This is a genomic window from Kineococcus sp. DHX-1, from assembly GCF_042473625.1.
Taxonomy (GTDB): Bacteria; Actinomycetota; Actinomycetes; order Actinomycetales; family Kineococcaceae; genus Kineococcus.
On the sequence record NZ_CP170445.1, the window covers coordinates 4,076,610 to 4,094,968 of the forward strand.

The window sequence follows — 18,359 nt, forward strand, 5'->3', positions numbered from 1 at the left end:
CTCAGCTGCGGCCGAGGAGCTTGTCGATGAGACGGGCGAGGAAGCCCTTGTGCTCCACGGGGACCGGGGTGGGCGCGGGCTCGGCGACGGGCTGGGCCACGGGCAGCGGCGCCGGCTGGGGCGTCGGCGCGGGAGCCTGCTCGACGACCTGCTCGACCACCGGCTCGAACACGGGTTCGACGGGGGCCGGGGTGTGCGCCTCGGCGCGGCCGGCGGCGTTCAGCGTCCCCTTGAGCTCCTGCTCGGGGGTGTAGCTGCCCTCGCCCAGGATCGACGCGGCGAACAGGAGGGCGGAGGCCTGGACGGGCGCCACGGTCTGCGCGCCGGTCGGGCGCTCGGCGACGGTGTCTGCTTCGTGGGACATCAGGCAACTCCCGGGGATCGGCACGGTCGCCCCCTCGGCGGCCGTCACCCGGACATCGGCCCTCCCCCGCCTCCGCTGGAGCGCGCCCGGCCAGGACCACCCGGTCGGCGGCGGCGGGGCTTGACGGGCCGCGCCCGGGTCAGATCGAGGGCACCCGCAGGACGCTGCTGAGCCGGACGACACCCGGGCCGTACCGTTCGTCCAGGCGCTGCTGGTCGGACTCCCGCGCCAGCAGGGCCGTGGCGGTGACCCGGCCGGCCTTCGCGTCGAGCTGCACGTCGAGCACCAGCGGCGCCACGGACGCCTCGACCTCCTCCCGCACCCGGGCGAGGTCCGCCTCCGAGCGTTGGGCCGGGCTCACGCACAGGGCGCCGCCCCACACCTGGCGGACCGCGCTCTCCATCGCGGCCAGGTCCCCGGCGGTCGAGACGTTCAGGACGCGGTGCCCCGGCGCCTGCTCGTCGATCCAGAGCAGCGTGTAGCCGGGCACCCCGGGGGCTACGGCCCCGGCACTGCCGAGCGCGTCGTCGCCCGCCCGGGCGGGGTCCGGCTCGGTCCGGCCGCCCGCGGGGGCGGGGCACGGGGTGGTGAAGTCCACCGGGAACTCCGCGACCAGCGGCGGGTCGAGCGGTTCCGTCGCGGGTCGCGGCGGCGCGGTGAGCCGGACGGCGTCCCGGTCCCCCAGCCGCTCCACGACCCCCGTCAGGGCGAAGTGACCCCAGCGGCTGTCCACCGCTGCTCCGTACGCGCCCGCCGGCACGTCGTCGAAGGAGAAGCCCAGGACGTCAGGGCCTCCGCACTGCGGCGGGTAGGACGTCGCGACGGCCCCCACGCAGAGCTGCGGTCCGTGCCCGGCGTCCTCGAGCACGGTCCCGGTGGTCGTGAGCGGACCGTCGTGGGTGTCGGGCACCAGGTCGGCGCGGCTCGGTACCGGGGCCGTCCCCGGGGTGGGTCCCTGCGGCGCGCAGGCCGCCAGCAGCAGGACGGCGAGGAGGGCCGCGGCGAGGCGGGTCATGCAGGTTCGGACGCGGCGCGGCACCCGTCCGTTCCGGGGGGGGCGTGCAGGAACGCTGCACCCATCGCGCGACACGCCGGGCCGAGGGGTCTGCGCGGGGCGTCCGCGGCCGATGGCTGCAGCGTTCCTGCACGCCTCAGGAGGCGGGCCCGCGCGCCGATGGGTCGCCGTGCGGGTACCCGACCTCGAGGCGCTGCGCCCCGGCGACTTCGTCAAGGTCCGCGGGAACGGCAACCCCCTGCACACCGGTGGCCGGGCCGTCGTCGTCGCCGTCCACCGCGAGGACTCCCCGCCCTGGCGCATCGTGGCGCTCGACCTGCGCTACTCCGCCCGCGGTGCCGCCGTGCGCGTCGAGCTGTCCGGCGGCGGGGAACTGGCCCGCTGGGAGACCCCGTGGGCCCCGGAGCAGAACGTCGAGGAGACCCCGCACCACGAGCTCCTCGCCCCCGGCGCCGCCCACGTGGACGGGCGCGGGTCCCGTCGCCGGGTCGTCGTCGTGGCCGGCCTGGTGGCGCTCGTCGTCGTCGGGGTGCTCACCACCTGGGGTCAGCAGCGCACGCCACCGAACCCCGTCGTGGTGCAGCGGGCGCTGCAGGAGGGGGTGCGCGGCACGGGCACCGCGAGCGGTGCGCCGTCGCAGACCGCCACCGCCACCGCCACCCGGGTCGCCGCGTCCGCGACGGTCGTCGCGTGGTCCGCCGGCCCCGTCCCGGTGGTCGCCGGCCTGGACGGCGACACCGCCCCGCAGCAGCTGGCCGGGGTCGTCCCCGCCGAGGGGTGCCGCGACGCCTACGTGCGGGACCTGTTCTCCTACCTGCCGATCGGGCAGCGCGTCGACGTGGCGGGGGCGGGCTGGTACCGCACCGACGACGGTCTCGACGTCAACGAGGAACTCGTCCGGACGGGCGTCGCCGTGCCCGACCCGGCGTCGGCGGGAACCACCTCGACCGACACCGAGCACCTGCGCACGGTTCAGCGCCTGGCGGCCGACGCGCCCCGCTGCTGAGCGGCGCTCACCTCCGCGAGCGCCACCTCGACGCGGTCGACGACCGCGGCCGGGGAGAACCGCTGCTCCACGTGCTCCCGGGCCCGGGCGGCCAGGTCCTCGCGCAGGTCCAGCCCGCGCAGGACCGCTGCGGCGAGGTCCGCGGGCGCGGTGGACGCGGCGATCGTGCGGGCGTCCAGCGACCCAGCGACCTCCGGGTTGGCCCCGACGGGCGTCGCGACGACGGGCAGCCCGCTGGCGAAGGCCTCGACGGTGACGATGCCGAAGCCCTCCATCTCCAGCGTCGGCAGGACGAACAGGTCCGCCGAGCGGTAGAGCGCGGGCAGGTCGTCCTCCGCGACGAACCCGGGGAAGTCGACCGGGAGGCCGAGCCGGTCGGCCCGTTCGCGCAGCTCGTCCGCGAGGTACCCCGTGCCGCCCACGACGAGCCGCGCCCCCGGGTGCCGTTCGACGACGGCGCCGAACGCGTCGAGCAGGTTCTCCAGCCCCATCCGGCGCACGAGCCGTCGCACGGTGACGACCACCGGGTCCCCGGTCAGCCCGAGGCGTTCCCGCTCCGGCGGACCGGGCGCGAAGCGGTCCAGGTCGACCGCGAGGGGCACGACGTCCACGCGCGCCGACGCGGTCGGGTGGACCTGCTGCAGCAACCTCCGGACGTACCAGCTCGTCGTCAGCGTGCGGGCCGACCCGTTGACGGCCGCCAGCTCCGCGCGCCGGGTGAGGTCGGCGACGACGCGGCCGGCGAGGCCACCGGCCGCGCGGACCAGCGGGTACTTCCCGCCCGCGGCGTCCAGGCCGACCTCGAGCGAGGCGGGCGCGTGGAAGCGGAGCACCGTGCGGTCGCCGAGCCCGGCGCGGACGGCGGCCGCGGCGTGGAAGGTGGAGTGGACGTAGAGCGCGTCGAAGCCCTCGCGGGCCACGAGCGAGCGCAGCCAGCCCGGCACCTGGAGGAGGGTCGCCGCGGGGTGGGCGTAGTAGGCGCGGCTGCCGCGGGCCGGGGCGGGGTGGCGCAGCAGGCGGTAGTGCCCGCGGTCCTCCACGAGCGGGGCATCGGCGTCGTGCCGCCGGACGAGGACGGTGACCTCGTGCCCGCGCCGCGCCAGCTCGTCGACCTCGACGAGGACGGAACTGGCCACCCCGCCGCGGTGCTCGGGCGGGACTCCGTCGGTGATCACGAGCAGGCGCACCCGCCGAGCCTGCCAGACCACCCCTCCTGGTCCCCCGCGCCGGTCGGGCGGAAAACACTCTTTCCGCCCTCGGAACACGTCTCCCGAGGGCGGAGGGAGTGTTTTCCACGCGGGACCAGGCGGGCCGGTTCGACGAGGCGGAGGGGTCAGGCGACGCGGCCGGTGGCGGCGGTCCAGGTGAGGGTGCCGCCCTGGAACTGCTGGCGCACGCCGCCGGCGACGGGCACCTCCTCGCCGACGGGCCAGCCGAGGCGGGACCGCTCCCACCCGCGCCGGCCCCACTCGCCGAGGATCGCGCCCTTGACGACCTGCGCGCCGGTGGCGGGCGTCCAGTAGACGTTGCCACCGGTGAAGCGCTGCACGACCCCGCCCGGCAGGGCGATCTCGTCGGACGTGGGGAACCCGAGCGCCGAGCGCTCCCAGCCGGCCGCGGCGTAGCGCCCCTCGACGGCGCCGCGCACGGCGTGGGCCCCGGTCGCAGGCGTCCAGTAGACGAGGCCGCGCTGGAAGCGCTGCACCACACCGCCGGTCACGCCGATCTCACCGCTCGTCGGGAACCCCAGCGTGGACCCCTCCCAGCCGATCGAGGCGTACTCGCCGAGCACGGCCCCCGCGACGACCTGCGCGCCGGTGCCGGCCGTCCAGTAGACGAGACCGCCCTCGAACCGCTGCACGACTCCGCCGTCGCGCACGGCGATCGCGTCGCTGGTCGGCCAGCCGAGCTGCCCGCGCTGGGCGCCGAGGGCGAGGTACTTCTCCAGCACCGGTCCGGAGACGACGTGGTTCACGCCGTCGCGGCTGAAGGACACGCCACTGCCGGACGTGGGCGCCGTGGTCGTCGTCGGTGCCGGCGTGGGCACGGTCGTGCGGCCCGGGGCGTCGCCGAACGTCACCGTGACGGTGGCCTGGGCGCCGTCGACGGCGGTGACGGTGACGTGCAGACGGCCCGACGCCGTCGACAGGGTGGTCCCGGGGGCGATCGTCAGGTCGACGTCGCCGCGGCGGCCGGTGGGGGTGGCGTCGAGGGCGAGGGTGGCGCCGGACTCGCCGCGGTCGGCGGTCGTGACGCGGACACCGCGGGTGGGGCGACTGGCGTCGGAGGCGACGAGGTCGTCACCGGTGGAGCGACCGCGCAGCTCCACGAAGTAGGCCGTGCCGGTGGCCGGGTCGACGGCGCGCAGGCCGTGCACCCGCCCGTCGGCGGCGTTCGGCAGCGCCGCCAGCGTGTAGGAGCCGGTGGTCCGCACGTCCTGGATCCCCGCGGGCAGGAGGCCGAGCCGGTACTGGCCGGCGATGCCGAGGTTGCCGTGCCCGATCGTGCGGCCGGAGAAGGACATGACGTCCCAGACGTCGCCGTAGCCGACGCGCGTCGCGCCCGGGTAGGCGGTCCCGTTCCAGGCGACGTCGCTGGCGGTGGCCGAGGAGAGCAGGTTCGCGTGCCCGAGGCCGAGGTTGTGCCCGAGCTCGTGGGCCCACAGGGACGGCTCGGTGTCGGTGACGTAGACGTAGCCGGGGCTGTCCGGTCCGGCGCCGATCGAGCCCAGGCCGTAGGCCGCGCAGGCCCCGGACGTGTACGCGTTGCGGGGAAGCACCACGACGAGGTGCTCGCGCGGGGAGCCGGTGAACCCGACGGCGCGGGCGGCGTCGGTCCACACGCCCCCGACGTCGGAGCAGGGGCGGCTGCTGCTGGTCCAGGCCTGGACGCCGGCGAGCTGGAACGTGACCTGCCCCGCGGTCTGGGACGACCAGTAGTCCGAGGCCTGCTGGATCGAGGTGGCGACCTGCGCGGCCGTGATCGGGGTCGCGTCCTGGGTCACGCCCGCGGGGACGACCATCGCGACGCGGACGGTCGAGGGCCCGCCGGCGGCGGCCAGCGTGCGCACACCGGGACGGGCGGCGACGTCGACGACCTCCCCGTCGCGGACCTGCGCGCGGACCGTCGTCCCGGTGGCGAGGTGCTCGACGGACTCGCCCCGCACGTCGGTGAAGGTGCCGTCCGCGCGGCGCAGGAGGGTGCGGGTGCCGTCGTGGTCGGCGCCGCCCTCGTGGGCGGAGGTCTCGGTCGCGACCTGCACGAGGGTGCCCGTCTCGACCGTCGTCGCCGGGGTCGTCGCCGGGGTCGTCGTCGCGGCGGCGGGGGACGCGGGGACGCCGACGGCGAGCGCCAGGAGCGGCAGGACGGCGAGGCGGCGGGGCAGGCGAACGGGCACGGCAGGTCGTTCGGCGCGAACCTGCTCGCACCTTCAACCAGTTCACCTGGGCGGGGTAAGTTGCCTAAGTGAAACTGTCTAGACTTCCAGCAAACCTCTTCTAGAGTGGTTAGCTCACCCGGCGGAACCCCTTCTAGAGCAGGAACTCCGGGGTCGTCCCGACCCGCTCGAACCCCAGCAGGGCCGCCCCGATGCGGCCCGCCTCCGAGCCCCAGCGGGCCGTCCGCAGCGGGGGCGGCGACCGCCAGGCGAGCAGCGCGCGGAGCTCGGCCTCGAGCGGGTCGAGCAGCACCGCACCGGCCCCCGACACGCCGCCCCCGAGGACGATCTCGGCCGGGTCGAGCAGCATGGTCAGCCCCTGCAGCCCCAGCGCCAGCGCGCGGACGGCGTCCGCCCACACCTCGTCGGCGCGCGCGTCCGCGCCGACGAGGCCGACGACCTCGGCCGTCGAGGCCGCCTCACCGCCCCGGGCGCGGTACCGGCGCAGCACCGCACCGCCGGCCGCGTAGGCCTCGACGCACCCCCGCTGCCCGCACGGGCAGAGTTCCCCGCCGGGGTGGACGACCACGTGCCCGAACTCCCCCGCCGCCCCGGAGACGCCCGAGACCGCCGTCCCCTCGACGACGAGCGCGGCCGCGATCCCCGTGCCGATGGGGACGAAGACGAAGCTGCCGTGCGTGCCGGAGGCGAGCTGCTCGGCCCGGCCCGCGGCCCGCGCGTCGTGACCCACGCCGACCGGGAGCCCCGTCGAGTCCTCCAGCAGCGCCCGCAGCCCGAAGTCGCGCCAGCCGAGGTTCGAGGCGTAGACGACGGTGCCCGTGGCCTCCTCGACGATGCCCGGGGTTCCGACGCCGACGGCGACGGGTGCCTGCGGTCCCGCCAGGGCCGACAGGTCCGCCAGCAGGGCCAGCAGGTTCTCCGCGGGACCGCGGCCGTCCAGGGCCGTCGGCCGGTCGCGACGGGCCAGGGTGCGCCCGTGCACGTCGACGACCGCCCCCTTCAAACCGGTCCCACCGACGTCGACGGCCAGCACCACGCTCACGCGGCCACCCTCCCACGCGCCCGGTGCCCGCTGAGCCGTTCGGGCGACAAGGCGTTGCAGGAACGGGTGCCGGTTGCCGAAGGACACGGGGTGACGACCGGCTCCTCGATCCACGACGTCCTGCGCGAGCAGGCCGTCCACAGCGTCTACCAGCCGATCGTCGACCTCGACACCGGCGCGGTCGTCGCGTACGAAGCGCTGGCCCGCGGTCCCGTCGGCCCGCTGCAGCGACCCGACCAGCTCTTCGCCGCCGCCCGCGCCGCGGGCGTGCTGTCCGAGCTCGACCACGCCTGCCGGGCCGCGGCCCTGCGCGGGGCGTTGGAGCACGGCGTCGTGGCGCCCCTGACGCTCTTCGTCAACGTGGAACCGGAGATCCTCGACGCCGCCCCGCTGACGGAACTCATGGCGCTCGCCGACGGCGCCCAGGACGGGCTCCGCGTCGTCGTGGAGATGACCGAACGCGCCCTGGCCGCGCGCCCCGCCGAACTCCTGCGCACCGTCACCCGCGTCCGCGAGCTCGGCTGGGCCATCGCCCTCGACGACGTCGGCGCGGACGCGATGTCGCTGGCGTTCATGCCGCTGCTGCGCCCGGACGTCGTCAAGCTCGACCTGCGCCTCGTCCAGGACCGGCCCGGTCCCGCCGTCGCGCAGATCATGAACGCGGTCAACGCCTACGCCCAGGAGACCGGCGCCCTGGTGCTGGCCGAGGGGATCGAGGACGAGGGGCACCTGCTCACCGCGCGCGCCCTCGGCGCCCAGCTGGGCCAGGGCTGGCTGTTCGGCCGCCCCGCCGCCCCGCCGCCGCCCGCGGCCGCCGTCTCCGGGCTCCTCCTGCCGCCGCCGGCGCCGGTGACGGCCGCCGAGACCCCGTCGCCGTTCTCCCTGCTGCCCGCGGGAACCCCGTTGCGGCGCGCCCCCAAGGCGCTGCTCATCGAGCTGAGCAAGCAGCTCGAACGCGAGGCCATGCGCCTGGGCGACACCTGCGTCGTCGCCTCGACGTTCCAGTTCGCGCGGCACTTCACCCCCGCCACCCGCAGCCGCTACCGCGACCTCGCCGACCGCGTGGGGTTCGTCTGCGCGCTCGGGGAGGACCTGCCCGAGACCCCCCTGCCCGGCGTGCGCGGGGCGGCCCTGGACCCCCACGACCCCGTCCGTGGGGAGTGGGACGTCGTCGTCCTCGCCCCGCACTTCGCCGCCGCGCTGCTGGCGCGCGACCTCGGCGACGCCGGCCCGGAGCGGGAGCGGATGTTCGAGTACGCGCTGACGTACGAACGCACGACCGTCGCGGCGGCCGCCCAGTCGCTGCTGTCCCGCGTCGCCCCGCGCACCGCGACCGTCCCGGAGGTCCCCGTCACGGTGCCGCGGCGGACCGCCCTTGCGCGGATCCCCGCGGCCGTGGCCCCCGAGGCCGCGGAGGCCTTGCTGCAACGCGCCCTCGGGGCGACGACGAGCGGCATCGCCATCGCCGACATGCTGCGCCCGGACGAACCGCTGGTGTACGTGAACTCCGCCTTCGAGGAACTCTCCGGACTGCGGGCCGAGGACGTCCTGGGCCGCAACTGCCGTGTCCTGCAGGGCGCGGACACCGACAGGACGACCGTCGACGAGATCCGCACCGCCCTGCGCGGCGGCCTGGAGTGGCGCGGGGTCCTGCTGAACTACCGCGGACCGCAGCGCGAACCCTGGTGGAACGAGGTGTACCTGGCTCCCGTCACCGACGCGACCGGCCGCGTCGTGCAGTACATCGGCGTCCAGAACGACGTGACCGCCCGCGTCCGGGCCCAGCAGGAACTCGACCTCGAACGCGAACGGTCCCGCGAGCACCTGCGGCGCATCGAGCAGTTCGCCTACACCGACCCGCTGACCGGTCTGGCGAACCGCCGGCACGTCGAACCGCTCGTCGAGGCCGCGCTGCGCCGCGAGGGCACCCGCACGGCCCTGCTGTTCTGCGACCTCGACGGGTTCAAGGTCGTCAACGACGAACTCGGCCACGCGGCCGGGGACGACCTGCTCGTCGAGGTGGCCCGGCGCCTGCGCCAGTCCACGCCGGCCGGCGCCGTGCTCGCCCGACTGGGCGGCGACGAGTTCATCGTCGCCCTCACCGGCCTGCACCCCGACGACGCCGACGACGTGGCCGCCCGCACGGTGGCCGACGTGGCCGCCCGCGTCGCCGACCCCGTCGACCTGCACGGCGTGCAGCTGTCCCTCGGGATCAGCACCGGGGTGTCGGTGTCCGGCGCGGACGCACGCACGTTCGAGGACCTGCTGCGCACCGCCGACCACGCCATGTACCGGGTCAAGCGCCGCCGCGTCCCCGCCTGAGGACCGGTCAGCCCGCCCGGCGGGCCCCGACTCCCGGCCGGAGGACCGCCAGGACGGCATCGAGCGTCGCGACGGCCTCGGCCGGGTCGATCCGCGCGAGCACGAAGGCGCTGACGACGGCCGAGGTGCACAACGTCGCGACCTGCTGCGGCGCAGTGGTTCCCGCGGCGACCGCCCCCCGCTCGAAGGCGGCGTGCAGTTCGGCGCGGTAGGCGTGGACGACCTGCGCGACCGCCTCGTCCCGCCCGACGGGGGCCGTCGCCGCGTTGAGCAGGAGGCACCCGGCCTGCACCGCCGCGGGCCGGCCGTCCGCCAGGGCGGCCCGCAGCCCCCGCAGGTACGCGACGAGGGCGTCGGGGTCCACCTCGGGCTGCTGCAGGGGACGCAACCGGGGTCGGACGACGTCCTCGAGGTAGCTCTCCACGGCCGCGTCGAAGACCCCGCGCTTGTTCCCGAACGCGTGGTAGAGGCTCGAGCGGCGGATCCCGGTGGCCTCCTCCAGGTCGGGGACGGAGACGTCCTCGTAACCGCGCTCCCAGAAGAGCGTCCGCGCCGCCCGGACGACGGTCGCGGTGTCGAAGGTCTGCACCCTGCCCATGGACGTGAGTATAGTGGAACGGTCATCACACAACGGGCCGTCCAGCAGAGGGCCCCGTCCGCAGGAGCTGAGTGCCCGTGCTCGTCGCCGCTTCGGTGCTGTCCCTGGTCGCCGCTCTCGTGCACGTCTACGTGTTCGTGCTCGAGTCCGTGCTGTGGACGCGGCCGCGCGCCCGCGCCGTGTTCGGCACGGACGAGGCCACCGCGCGCACCACCGCGCCGATGGCCTTCAACCAGGGCTTCTACAACCTCTTCCTGGCGGTCGAGATCGTCGCGGGAGTCGTCGTGCTCGCCGCGGGGAACCACGCCGTCGGCGCCACCCTGGTGCTCGTCGGGACGCTGTCCATGGTCGGCGCCGGTGTGGTGCTGCTCGCCTCGGACCGCTCCAAGGCCCGACCGGCCGCCGTCCAGATCCTGCCCGCACTGCTCGGCGCCCTGCTGCTGGCGATCGCACTCGCCCACTGAGACGTCCCGGGAACACCCGAAGAACCGAGAGGAACCACCCGTGCCCACCAGCACCCAGATCCAGCTCGTCGCCCGCCCGAAGGGCTGGCCGACGGCGGAGGACTTCCGCACCGTCCAGGTCGAACTGCCCGAGCTCGCCGACGGCGAGGTGCGTGTCCGGAACGAGTTCACCTCCGTCGACCCGTACATGCGCGGCCGCATGAACGACGCCAAGAGCTACGTCCCGCCGTACGCGCTCGGCGAGACCATGACCGGCGGCGCCGTCGGCCGCGTCGTCTCCTCGAACAGCGCCGAGCTGCCCGAGGGCACGCTCGTCGTGCACAACCTCGGCTGGCGCGACGTCGCCCAGGGCCCGGCCGCGGAGTTCCGCGCGGTCTCCGACGTCCCCGGCGCCCCCAGCTCGGTCCACCTCGGCATCCTCGGCATGACGGGTCTGACGGCCTACGCCGGCCTCGTCGACGTCGCGCACCTGCAGGAGGGCGACACCGTCTTCGTCTCCGGCGCAGCCGGTGCCGTCGGCACCGCCGTCGGCCAGATCGCCCGTCTGCTGGGTGCGGGCCGCGTCGTCGGCTCGGCCGGTTCGGCCGAGAAGGTGGAACTGCTCACCTCGAAGTACGGGTACGACGCGGCCGTGAACTACAAGGACGCCCCGATCCGCGAGCAGCTCCCGACCGTCGTCCCGGACGGGGTCGACGTGTTCTTCGACAACGTCGGCGGCGACCACCTGGCCGCGGCGATCGACACCTTCAACCCGCACGGCCGCGCGGCCCTGTGCGGCGCGATCTCGGCGTACAACAGCACCGAGCGCGCCCCCGGCCCGGAGAACCTGTTCCAGCTCGTCGCCAAGAAGCTGACGCTGCGCGGGTTCATCGTGGGCGACCACGCCCACCTGGCCGGCGAGTTCCGCGAGCGCATGACCGGCTGGTTCGCCGAGGGGAAGGTCGTGTTCGACGAGACCGTCGTCGACGGGATCGAGAACTCCGTCGAGGCGTTCCTGTCGATGATGCGCGGCGCGAACACCGGCAAGATGGTCGTCCGCGTCTGACGTGCACCACCGAGGAACGGCGCCGCCCCGCACGGGACGGCGCCGTTCCCGCGTCCGGCCTCAGGGCGTGTGCAGGTGCTCGACCTCGATGGTGACGACGACGCGCGCACCGCCCGACCCGCCGAAGCCGGGGTAGGGGCGGCCGAGGTAGCGCTGCGACAGCCCGTCGAGGTGCTCGTCCGCGCCGTCGGTGGTCATCGAGACCACCCGGCCCCGCACGGCCCACGACCGCATCGGGTTCGCCGGGTCGGCGACCCCGACCGCCACCCGCGGGTCGCGGCGCAGGTTGCGCGCCTTCTGGTGCGTCTCGACGGTGTTCACCACGACGTGCTCGCCGTCGGTGTCGACCCACGTCTGGCTGACCTGGGGCGACCCGTCCGGCATCAGCGTGGTGACGAAGCAGACCGCGCGGTCGCGCAGGACGGCGAGCAGATCGGCGGGCAGGGCTGCGGGCAGGGCGTGGTTCACGGGGTTCCTCCGGGGGTCGTGGGGGCGCGGCCGAACAGGGTTTCGACCACGTCGTCGGTGGGGGTGGGTCCGGGCAGGTCGGCGTGCCGCAGCCCGGCGAGCGCGACGGCGAGCGCCCGGCGCCAGAGCTCCGGTGCGCTGGCGCGGGAGGCGTCGAGCACGCTGCCGACCATCCGGTGCACGGCGACGAGGTCGACGGGGGTGACTGCCGGGGGCACCTGGCCGGCGGCGACGGCCCGGGCGAGCAGGTAGCGGACGACGGGGGTCATGCGCTCGTGGGCGCGGCGCACGACGGCGGGCGAACCGTCCTCGCCCCGCACGGCGCGGCCGAGGGCGGGGTTGGCGGCTTCGAGCTCGAGCTGGCGCTCGAAGAAGCCGACGATCCCGCGCCAGGGGTCCTCCTCGCGCGCGGCCTCGTCGGCGAGGGCGCAGACGGCGTCGACGTGGTCGCCGAAGACGGCGTCGAGCAGGTCCTGGCGGTCGGGGAAGCGGCGGTAGACGGTCCCGACGCCCATCTCGGCCTCGCGCGCGATCTCGTCGTAGGAGACGTCGAGACCCCTGCGGGACATGAGGTCCGCGGCGCACTCGACGAGCCGGCGGCGGTTGCGTTCGGCGTCGCGGCGCAGGGGGCGGTCGGTGGCGGGCACACCCGGGACCCTAGCGAAGCGGAGCTGTCGTTCTCAAGTTGAGAAGTCTCTCCGTTTGTGGTGCGGTGGCGCCGTGACCACCTCCCCCGACGACCTCGTCGTCCCCCACCCCGTCCACGTCCCGGAGCCCGCCCTGCAGGACCTGCGGGCCCGACTGGCCGCGACCCGCTGGCCCGTACCGGAGACCGCCGCGGGACAGGGGCCGCGCCTGCGGTCCCTGCAGGACCTGACCGCGTACTGGCTCCACACGTACGACTGGCGCCGCTGCGAGCGCGACCTGAACGCCCTGGGCAGTTCCCGCACCGTCGTCGACGGCCTCGGCGTCCACCTGCTGCACGTGCGCTCGCCCGAACCCGGCGCCCGTCCCCTGCTGCTGTGCCACGGCTGGCCGGGATCGGTGCTGGAGTTCCGGCGGATGGTCGGTCCGCTCACCGACCCCGTCGCCCACGGCGGCCGGGCCGAGGACGCGTTCCACGTCGTCGTGCCCTCGATGCCCGGGTTCGGGTTCTCCGACGCACCGACCGGGACCGGGTGGGGCGTGCGGCGCACCGCCGACGCCTGGATCACCCTCATGCACCGCCTCGGGTACCGGGACGGCTGGTTCGCCCAGGGCGGCGACTGGGGTGCGGCTGTCGTCGACGCCATCGGGCGCGCGCCCGGGTCCGGCTGCGCCGCAGTGCACTTCAACCTGCCGATGGTGTTCCCCACCGAGGCCGAGGTCGCCGCCGCGACGCCGCAGGAGCAGCGGATGCTGGACCGGGCCCGCCTCTACGCCACCGAGCAGGACGCGTACGCGCGGGTGCAGGCCACGCGTCCGCAGACCGTCGGGTACGCCCTGGCCGACTCCCCCGTCGCCCTCGCGGCGTGGATCCTCACGCTCTTCGAGGACGTGACCGACCGCCGGGCCGACCCGGAGGGGGACCCCCTCGCGCTCGTGGGACGCGACGAGTTCCTCGACGACGTGATGCTCTACTGGCTGACGAACGCCGGTGCGTCCTCGGCGCGCCTGTACTGGGAGGCCCGCCGGGAACGACCCGCGGACGGCCCCGGCCCGACGCCCGCGGGGTTCAGCGTCTTCCCCGCCGAGGCCGTGCAGGCCTCGCGCCGGTGGGTGGAACGGCGCTACGCGACCGTCCTGCACCACGCTCTGCTCGAGCGCGGGGGCCACTTCGCCGCGCTCGAGCAGCCGGACCTGCTGACCGAGGAGGTCCGGACGACCTTCCGCGGGCTGCCGCGCGGCTGAGGGTTCAGGAACCTCCCAGCACACCGGGCGTCCGCGCCCACGGTGTGGTCTGCTCTTGGGTTGACGGTTCAGGACCGGTGGAGGAGCCCGCCGCCCGACGACAGGAGTCGTGATGGTCGGTGCGCGGTCGGTCTGGGAGGACCTGGCGGACTTCGCCGTGCGCCTCAGCGCGGCCGCCACCCTCGAGGACGTCCTGCACGCCCTCACCGACCACGGGCTGCGGATCCTCGGGTCGGCGGGCTGCGGCCTGGTGACCCGGGCTCAGGACGGCGGCTGGGAACTCGTGCTGGCGACCTCGTTCGGCAGCGAACTGCGCTCCCGGTTCTCCTACGAACCCCACGACAGCCCGCTGCCCGCGTGCCGGGCGGCCCGCGAGGGGCGCACGTACCTGGTCCCGGACCGCGAGGCGGCGCTCGCCGTGCACCCGCGCATGGCGGACGTCGTCGACGTCACCGGCCGCGCCCGGTGGGCTCTGCTGCCCCTGCACGTCGCCGACGAGACGTACGGGTCGCTGGCCGTGTCCTGGGTCGCCCCGCGCCCGTTCGACGAGCAGGAGGAGACCCTCCTGGAGGTCTTCGCCGCCCACTGCGCGCCGTCCCTGCACCGCGTCGTGTCCCGGCACCGCGAGGACCAGGCGACCGCGCTGGTCGTCGGGCTGGCCCAGGAACTGCAGCGCGGGGTCCTGTCCCACCTGCCCGCCGTCCAGGGCCTGGACCTCGGGGTCAGCTACCAGCCCGTGCAGGCGGGCGCGAGCATCGGCGGCGACTGGTACGACGTGCTCACCCGCTCCCGCGGGGACCTGCTGCTGGCCATCGGCGACGTCGCCGGGCACGACGCCCGGGCCGCGGCCGCCATGACCCGGCTGCGGACGATGCTGCGCGGGCTGGCCTGGGACAGCGACGACGGTCCGGCACGGCTGCTGGACCGGCTCGACGCCGTCGTCGCGGCGCTCGAACCCGGGACCCTGGCCACCGCGGTCCTGGCGACCGCCACCCTCGAGCCGGACGGGGCGCTGGACGTGCGGTGGGCCAACGCCGGCCACCCGCCGCCCCTCGTGCGCCGCCCCGACGGCGGTGTCGAGGTGCTGCGCGAGTCCGGCGTCGACGACCTGCTGCTGGGGGTGGACGCCTCCCAGTCGCGCACCGAGCACCGCGCGCTGCTGGCCCCCGGCAGCCTCCTGGCCCTGGTGACCGACGGTGTCGTGGAGGACCGCGAGTCCGACCTGGAGCAGATGCTCCTCGCCTTCGGGCGCACCCTCGACGACCCGCAGCGCTTCCGCGCGCAGGACCTGTGCGAACGGCTGGGACGGCACGACGGCGGGGCTGCTGACGACGACCGCACGATCCTGCTCGTGGGGGTCGGCCAGCACGCCGCCGCGGCCGGGACCACCACGGGTGAGCACCCCGCTCCCCTCGAGGCGGTGGGCAGTTCGCGCGTCGTCGTGCTGCCCTGCTCGCCCGAGTCGGCCGCGGCCGCGCGCCGGGTCGTGCGGCAGCTGGCGCCGGCGGACGGCTGGGTCGAGGACGCCGTCGACACCGCCGAACTGCTCGTCAGCGAACTCGTGACGAACGCCGTGACCCACGGCCGCAGCGACATCCGGCTGCAGGTGTCCAGCTCGCCCGACCGGCTGCTGGTGGAGGTGGCCGACGAGAACGACCGGTTGCCCGAGGTGCTGCCGACCGATCCCGACGCGCTGTCCGGCCGCGGCCTGCAGCTCGTCGAGGTCGCCGCGGACGCCTGGGGGTGCCACACCGCGGACGGGGCGGACGGTCCGGGGACGGGGAAGGTCGTCTGGTTCGCCCTGCACCGGTCGGGCCCCCCGCACTGACCGACCCGTGCACCGGGTCAAGGATGCGGCCGGGCGCGCCGATGGTGTGGCGTGGCTGTGCTCTCACGTGGGGTTCCCGAGGTGGCGACACCTCGGCTCATGGCGTACACCACGGGGTCCTTCTACGTGGCGGGCGGCACGGCCGCGATCCTGGCGACGTCCGGGGCGTGGTCCGCCCCCGACTGGCGAACCACCGCCATCCTCGCCCTGGCCGCCACCGCCGTGGTGGTCGGCTCGGCCCTGCTCCTGCGGGGCAAGAGCCTGCCGCGCAAGGCGTTCGACGTCGTCGTCGCCCAGGGGGCGGCGTTCGTGGCCGCGGCCGTCGTCCTGAGCCGCGACGACGTGACCGCGCTGGGCGTGGCCGGTGTCTTCGTGTTCTGCGCCGTGGACAACCTCTACTTCTTCGCCCGGCGGGCCGCGCTGGTCCACACCGCGTGGCTGCTCACGGCCGTCGCCGGCAGCCTGCTCTGGCGCGGTGTGGAACCCGGGATCGTCGGGGCCGTGATGACCGTCCAGGTCGCGGTCGTGGCCGTCATCGGCCGTCTCGTCCAGCGCGCCGCCCACGGCACCCGCGACAGCCTCACCGACCTGCTGAACCGTCGCGGGCTCGACGAGCACGTCGAGGAGAGCGTCGCGACCGCCCACCGCACCGGCGTCCCGCTCTCGGTGGCGCTCATCGACCTCGACCACTTCAAGCAGGTGAACGACCAGGGCGGGCACGCCGCCGGGGACGAACTGCTCACCGACCTCGCCGAACGCCTCTCCGGACGGTTGCACACCCTCGTCCCCGGTGCGGTGCTGGCCCGGCACGGAGGTGACGAGTTCGCCGTCGTGCTGCACGGCACCGACCTCGCCGGCGCCGAGGCCGCCGCGCAGACGCTGCGCGCCGAGGCCGCGCCGACCGGGATGTCGATCGGGGTGGCGCAGCTGCGGCCGGCCGAGGACCCGGGAACCCTGATGCGGCGCTGCGACTCAGCCCTCTACGAGGCCAAGGCCGGGGGCCGTGGCCGGGTCGCCGTGGCCGGCGGCGCCGACGACGGCCTGCTGGAGGACCTGCGGACGGCGCTCGACGCGCACGCCCTCGACGTCGTCCTGCAACCCGTCGTCGTGCCGGGGGTGGGCCCGGGAGCGACCCGCTTCGTCGGGGTCGAAGCCCTGGCCCGCTGGACGCACCCCGTGCGCGGCCCGGTCTCCCCCGCGGTCTTCATCCCGCTCGCCGAGGCGAACGACCTCATCGCCGACCTCGACCGCGTCGTGACGCGCCGGGCCTGCGCGGACGCGGTCCTGCTGCGGGAGGCCGTCGGCGAGCACCTGTTCCTCACCGTCAACGCCTCCGGGCGCCACCTCGTCGACCCCGCCTTCGTGCCCGACCTGCTGACCACGGCCGCCGAGACCGGCTGGCCGTTGTCGGGGCTCGTCGTGGAGGTCACCGAGAGCACCGTCGAGTCGGCCTCCGACGCCACCCGCGACACCCTGGAGGAACTGCGCGCCGTGGGTGTGCGGGTCGCCATCGACGACTTCGGCACGGGCTACTCCGCGCTCAGCCAGCTCGACACGATGCCCGCCGACTTCCTCAAGCTCGACGCGCACTTCACCGCGCAGCTGACCGTCAGCGACCGCCGCCGCGCCCTGCTCGCGGGGCTGCTGCGGATGTCGGGCGACCTCGGGCTCGTCGTCATCGCCGAGGGCGTGGAGACCGGGGAGCAGGAGGACGCGCTGGTCGCGCTCGGGTGCCCGCTGGCGCAGGGGTACTGGCACCAGCGGCCACAGCCGGTCGCCGCCCTCGTCGCCGCGCTGGACCGGGACGACTCCCCCGACGCGGTCCTGGGCGGCGTCTGACCGCTCCGGTCAGCCGGCGTGCGGGGCGTGACCGGCCGGGACGACCTCGGCGGGGACCGGCGGGGGCGGCGGGGTGCCGTCACCGAACGGGCGGCCGCCCAGTTCCTCACGGCCGTGCGGTTCCAGCCAGGACGACAGGTCCGGACCGGCCGGGACGACGCCCGTCGGGTTGATGTCGCGGTGCACGACGTAGTAGTGCGCCTTGATGTGCTCGACGTCGGTCGTGTCGCCGAACCCCGGGGTCTGGTACAGGTCGCGGTAGTAGGCCGACAGCACCGGCATCTCGGACAGCTTCTGCCGGTTGCACTTGAAGTGCCCGTGGTACACGGGGTCGAACCGGGCGAGCGTCGTGAACAGGCGCACGTCGGCCTCGGTGATGGTGTCCCCCACCAGGTACCGCTGCGTGGACAACCGCTCCGACAGCGCGTCGAGCCGGGCGAAGAGCCGGTCGAACGCCTTCTCGTACGCCTCCTGCGTCCCCGCGAAACCCGCCCGGTAGACGCCGTTGTTGACGTCGCGGAACACGTCGCGGTTGACCGCGTCGATCTCCTCGCGCAGGTGCTCGGGGTAGAGCTGCGGGGCGCCCTCGCGGTGGAACTGCGTCCACTCCAGCGACAGGTCGATCGTCATCTGCGGGAAGTCGTTCGTGACGACCTGGCCGGTCGGGACGTCGACGATCGCGGGGACGGTGATGCCGCGGTCGTAGTCCGGGACGCGGGCGAAGAACGCCTCCTGCAGCCGCTCGATCCCCAGGACCGGGTCACGGCCGTCGGGGTCGAGGTCGAACGTCCACGAGCGCTCGTCGTGCGTCGGCCCGCAGATGCCCATCGACAGCGCGTCCTCCAGGCCCAGCAGGCGGCGCACGATGATCGCCCGGTTGGCCCACGGGCAGGCCCGGCTCACGACCAGGCGGTACCGTCCGGCCTCCACCGGCCAGCCGTCCCGGCCGTCGGCGGTGATGCGCGTCTCGAGGTAGCGCTGGTCCCGGCGGAAGTCCCCCGTCGGGTTCACGTACCCCGTGCTGCCTCCCGTGCTGGCCATCGCGCTGCTCCCCCCGCGGCCGGGCGGACGCCGACCTGCT

16 protein-coding genes are annotated in these 18,359 nt (G+C 75.3%); 7 read left to right on the forward strand and 9 right to left on the reverse strand.

Features of this window, described 5'->3' with window-relative positions; translation table 11 throughout:
- Position 1: 1 nt before the first annotated feature.
- Positions 2 to 364, reverse strand: coding sequence for a hypothetical protein (locus tag ACFEMC_RS19585; RefSeq protein ID WP_380171173.1), 363 nt, complete (start codon positions 362 to 364; stop codon positions 2 to 4).
- A 139-nt stretch (positions 365 to 503) separates the two neighbouring features.
- Entirely contained in the window at positions 504 to 1,379 is an 876-nt protein-coding gene (locus tag ACFEMC_RS19590; RefSeq protein WP_380171174.1) for a hypothetical protein, read from the reverse strand.
- A gap of 112 nt (positions 1,380 to 1,491) precedes the next feature.
- Between ACFEMC_RS19590 and ACFEMC_RS19595 the strand changes: the two genes are divergently transcribed.
- Positions 1,492 to 2,385 (forward strand): hypothetical protein, encoded by an 894-nt coding sequence (locus ACFEMC_RS19595; protein WP_380171175.1) that lies wholly within the window; start codon positions 1,492 to 1,494, stop codon positions 2,383 to 2,385.
- Here the strand turns inward: ACFEMC_RS19595 and ACFEMC_RS19600 are convergent.
- The 3 genes from ACFEMC_RS19600 to ACFEMC_RS19610 all read right to left on the reverse strand — a co-directional run bounded on the left by ACFEMC_RS19600 (position 2,352) and on the right by ACFEMC_RS19610 (position 6,824).
- The gene (locus ACFEMC_RS19600; protein WP_380171176.1) at positions 2,352 to 3,572 is read right to left on the reverse strand and encodes a glycosyltransferase family 4 protein; all 1,221 of its coding nucleotides are present in this window, start codon (positions 3,570 to 3,572) and stop codon (positions 2,352 to 2,354) included. The genes ACFEMC_RS19595 and ACFEMC_RS19600 overlap by 34 nt on opposite strands.
- Before the next feature lie 146 nt (positions 3,573 to 3,718).
- The gene (locus ACFEMC_RS19605; RefSeq protein ID WP_380171177.1) at positions 3,719 to 5,782 is read right to left on the reverse strand and encodes a M12 family metallo-peptidase; all 2,064 of its coding nucleotides are present in this window, start codon (positions 5,780 to 5,782) and stop codon (positions 3,719 to 3,721) included.
- A 133-nt stretch (positions 5,783 to 5,915) separates the two neighbouring features.
- On the reverse strand, positions 5,916 to 6,824 hold the full coding sequence (locus tag ACFEMC_RS19610; protein WP_380171178.1) for an ROK family protein: 909 nt from the start codon (positions 6,822 to 6,824) through the stop codon (positions 5,916 to 5,918).
- Between the two features lie 90 nt (positions 6,825 to 6,914).
- On the opposite strand from ACFEMC_RS19610, the gene ACFEMC_RS19615 reads away from it, so the two are divergent.
- Positions 6,915 to 9,146: an EAL domain-containing protein gene (locus ACFEMC_RS19615; protein WP_380171179.1), complete on the forward strand. Its 2,232-nt coding sequence runs from the start codon at positions 6,915 to 6,917 to the stop codon at positions 9,144 to 9,146.
- Positions 9,147 to 9,153: 7 nt separating this feature from the next.
- Here the strand turns inward: ACFEMC_RS19615 and ACFEMC_RS19620 are convergent, their stop codons facing one another.
- Complete coding sequence (locus tag ACFEMC_RS19620) at positions 9,154 to 9,744, reverse strand: TetR/AcrR family transcriptional regulator (protein WP_380171180.1); 591 nt, start codon at positions 9,742 to 9,744, stop codon at positions 9,154 to 9,156.
- 71 nt (positions 9,745 to 9,815) lie between these two features.
- On the opposite strand from ACFEMC_RS19620, the gene ACFEMC_RS19625 reads away from it, so the two are divergent.
- Together ACFEMC_RS19625 and ACFEMC_RS19630 are read left to right on the forward strand one after the other, a co-directional pair.
- A complete protein-coding gene (locus ACFEMC_RS19625) occupies positions 9,816 to 10,208 on the forward strand; it encodes a DUF1304 domain-containing protein (protein WP_380171181.1) in 393 nt (130 codons plus the stop codon).
- A 40-nt stretch (positions 10,209 to 10,248) separates the two neighbouring features.
- Positions 10,249 to 11,253, forward strand: a complete 1,005-nt coding sequence (locus ACFEMC_RS19630; protein WP_380171182.1) for an NADP-dependent oxidoreductase — start codon at positions 10,249 to 10,251, stop codon at positions 11,251 to 11,253.
- Positions 11,254 to 11,313: 60 nt separating this feature from the next.
- Here the strand turns inward: ACFEMC_RS19630 and ACFEMC_RS19635 are convergent, their stop codons facing one another.
- Together ACFEMC_RS19635 and ACFEMC_RS19640 are read right to left on the reverse strand one after the other, a co-directional pair.
- Positions 11,314 to 11,721 (reverse strand): PPOX class F420-dependent oxidoreductase, encoded by a 408-nt coding sequence (locus ACFEMC_RS19635; protein WP_380171183.1) that lies wholly within the window; start codon positions 11,719 to 11,721, stop codon positions 11,314 to 11,316.
- Positions 11,718 to 12,368, reverse strand: a complete 651-nt coding sequence (locus ACFEMC_RS19640; protein WP_380171184.1) for a TetR/AcrR family transcriptional regulator — start codon at positions 12,366 to 12,368, stop codon at positions 11,718 to 11,720. The genes ACFEMC_RS19635 and ACFEMC_RS19640 overlap by 4 nt, the downstream gene beginning before the upstream one ends.
- Positions 12,369 to 12,441: 73 nt before the next feature.
- On the opposite strand from ACFEMC_RS19640, the gene ACFEMC_RS19645 reads away from it, so the two are divergent.
- The 3 genes from ACFEMC_RS19645 to ACFEMC_RS19655 all read left to right on the forward strand — a co-directional run bounded on the left by ACFEMC_RS19645 (position 12,442) and on the right by ACFEMC_RS19655 (position 17,278).
- Complete coding sequence (locus ACFEMC_RS19645; protein ID WP_380171185.1) at positions 12,442 to 13,611, forward strand: epoxide hydrolase family protein; 1,170 nt, start codon at positions 12,442 to 12,444, stop codon at positions 13,609 to 13,611.
- Between the two features lie 112 nt (positions 13,612 to 13,723).
- Positions 13,724 to 15,439 (forward strand): SpoIIE family protein phosphatase, encoded by a 1,716-nt coding sequence (locus ACFEMC_RS19650; RefSeq protein WP_380171186.1) that lies wholly within the window; start codon positions 13,724 to 13,726, stop codon positions 15,437 to 15,439.
- Between the two features lie 81 nt (positions 15,440 to 15,520).
- Complete coding sequence (locus ACFEMC_RS19655; RefSeq protein WP_380171187.1) at positions 15,521 to 17,278, forward strand: putative bifunctional diguanylate cyclase/phosphodiesterase; 1,758 nt, start codon at positions 15,521 to 15,523, stop codon at positions 17,276 to 17,278.
- A 9-nt stretch (positions 17,279 to 17,287) separates the two neighbouring features.
- Here the strand turns inward: ACFEMC_RS19655 and ACFEMC_RS19660 are convergent, their stop codons facing one another.
- The gene (locus tag ACFEMC_RS19660) at positions 17,288 to 18,319 is read right to left on the reverse strand and encodes a glutathione S-transferase family protein (RefSeq protein ID WP_380171188.1); all 1,032 of its coding nucleotides are present in this window, start codon (positions 18,317 to 18,319) and stop codon (positions 17,288 to 17,290) included.
- Positions 18,320 to 18,359: the final 40 nt, after the last annotated feature.

What these genes read in the sequence shown, in the direction of transcription:
- ACFEMC_RS19585 (WP_380171173.1), bottom strand. Translation starts at nt 364, where the DNA reads ATGTCCCACGAAGCAGACACCGTCGCCGAGCGCCCGACCGGCGCGCAG.
- ACFEMC_RS19590 (WP_380171174.1), bottom strand. Translation starts at nt 1,379, where the DNA reads ATGACCCGCCTCGCCGCGGCCCTCCTCGCCGTCCTGCTGCTGGCGGCC.
- ACFEMC_RS19595 (WP_380171175.1), top strand. Translation starts at nt 1,492, where the DNA reads ATGGCTGCAGCGTTCCTGCACGCCTCAGGAGGCGGGCCCGCGCGCCGA.
- ACFEMC_RS19620 (WP_380171180.1), bottom strand. Translation starts at nt 9,744, where the DNA reads ATGGGCAGGGTGCAGACCTTCGACACCGCGACCGTCGTCCGGGCGGCG.
- ACFEMC_RS19650 (WP_380171186.1), top strand. Translation starts at nt 13,724, where the DNA reads ATGGTCGGTGCGCGGTCGGTCTGGGAGGACCTGGCGGACTTCGCCGTG.
- ACFEMC_RS19660 (WP_380171188.1), bottom strand. Translation starts at nt 18,319, where the DNA reads ATGGCCAGCACGGGAGGCAGCACGGGGTACGTGAACCCGACGGGGGAC.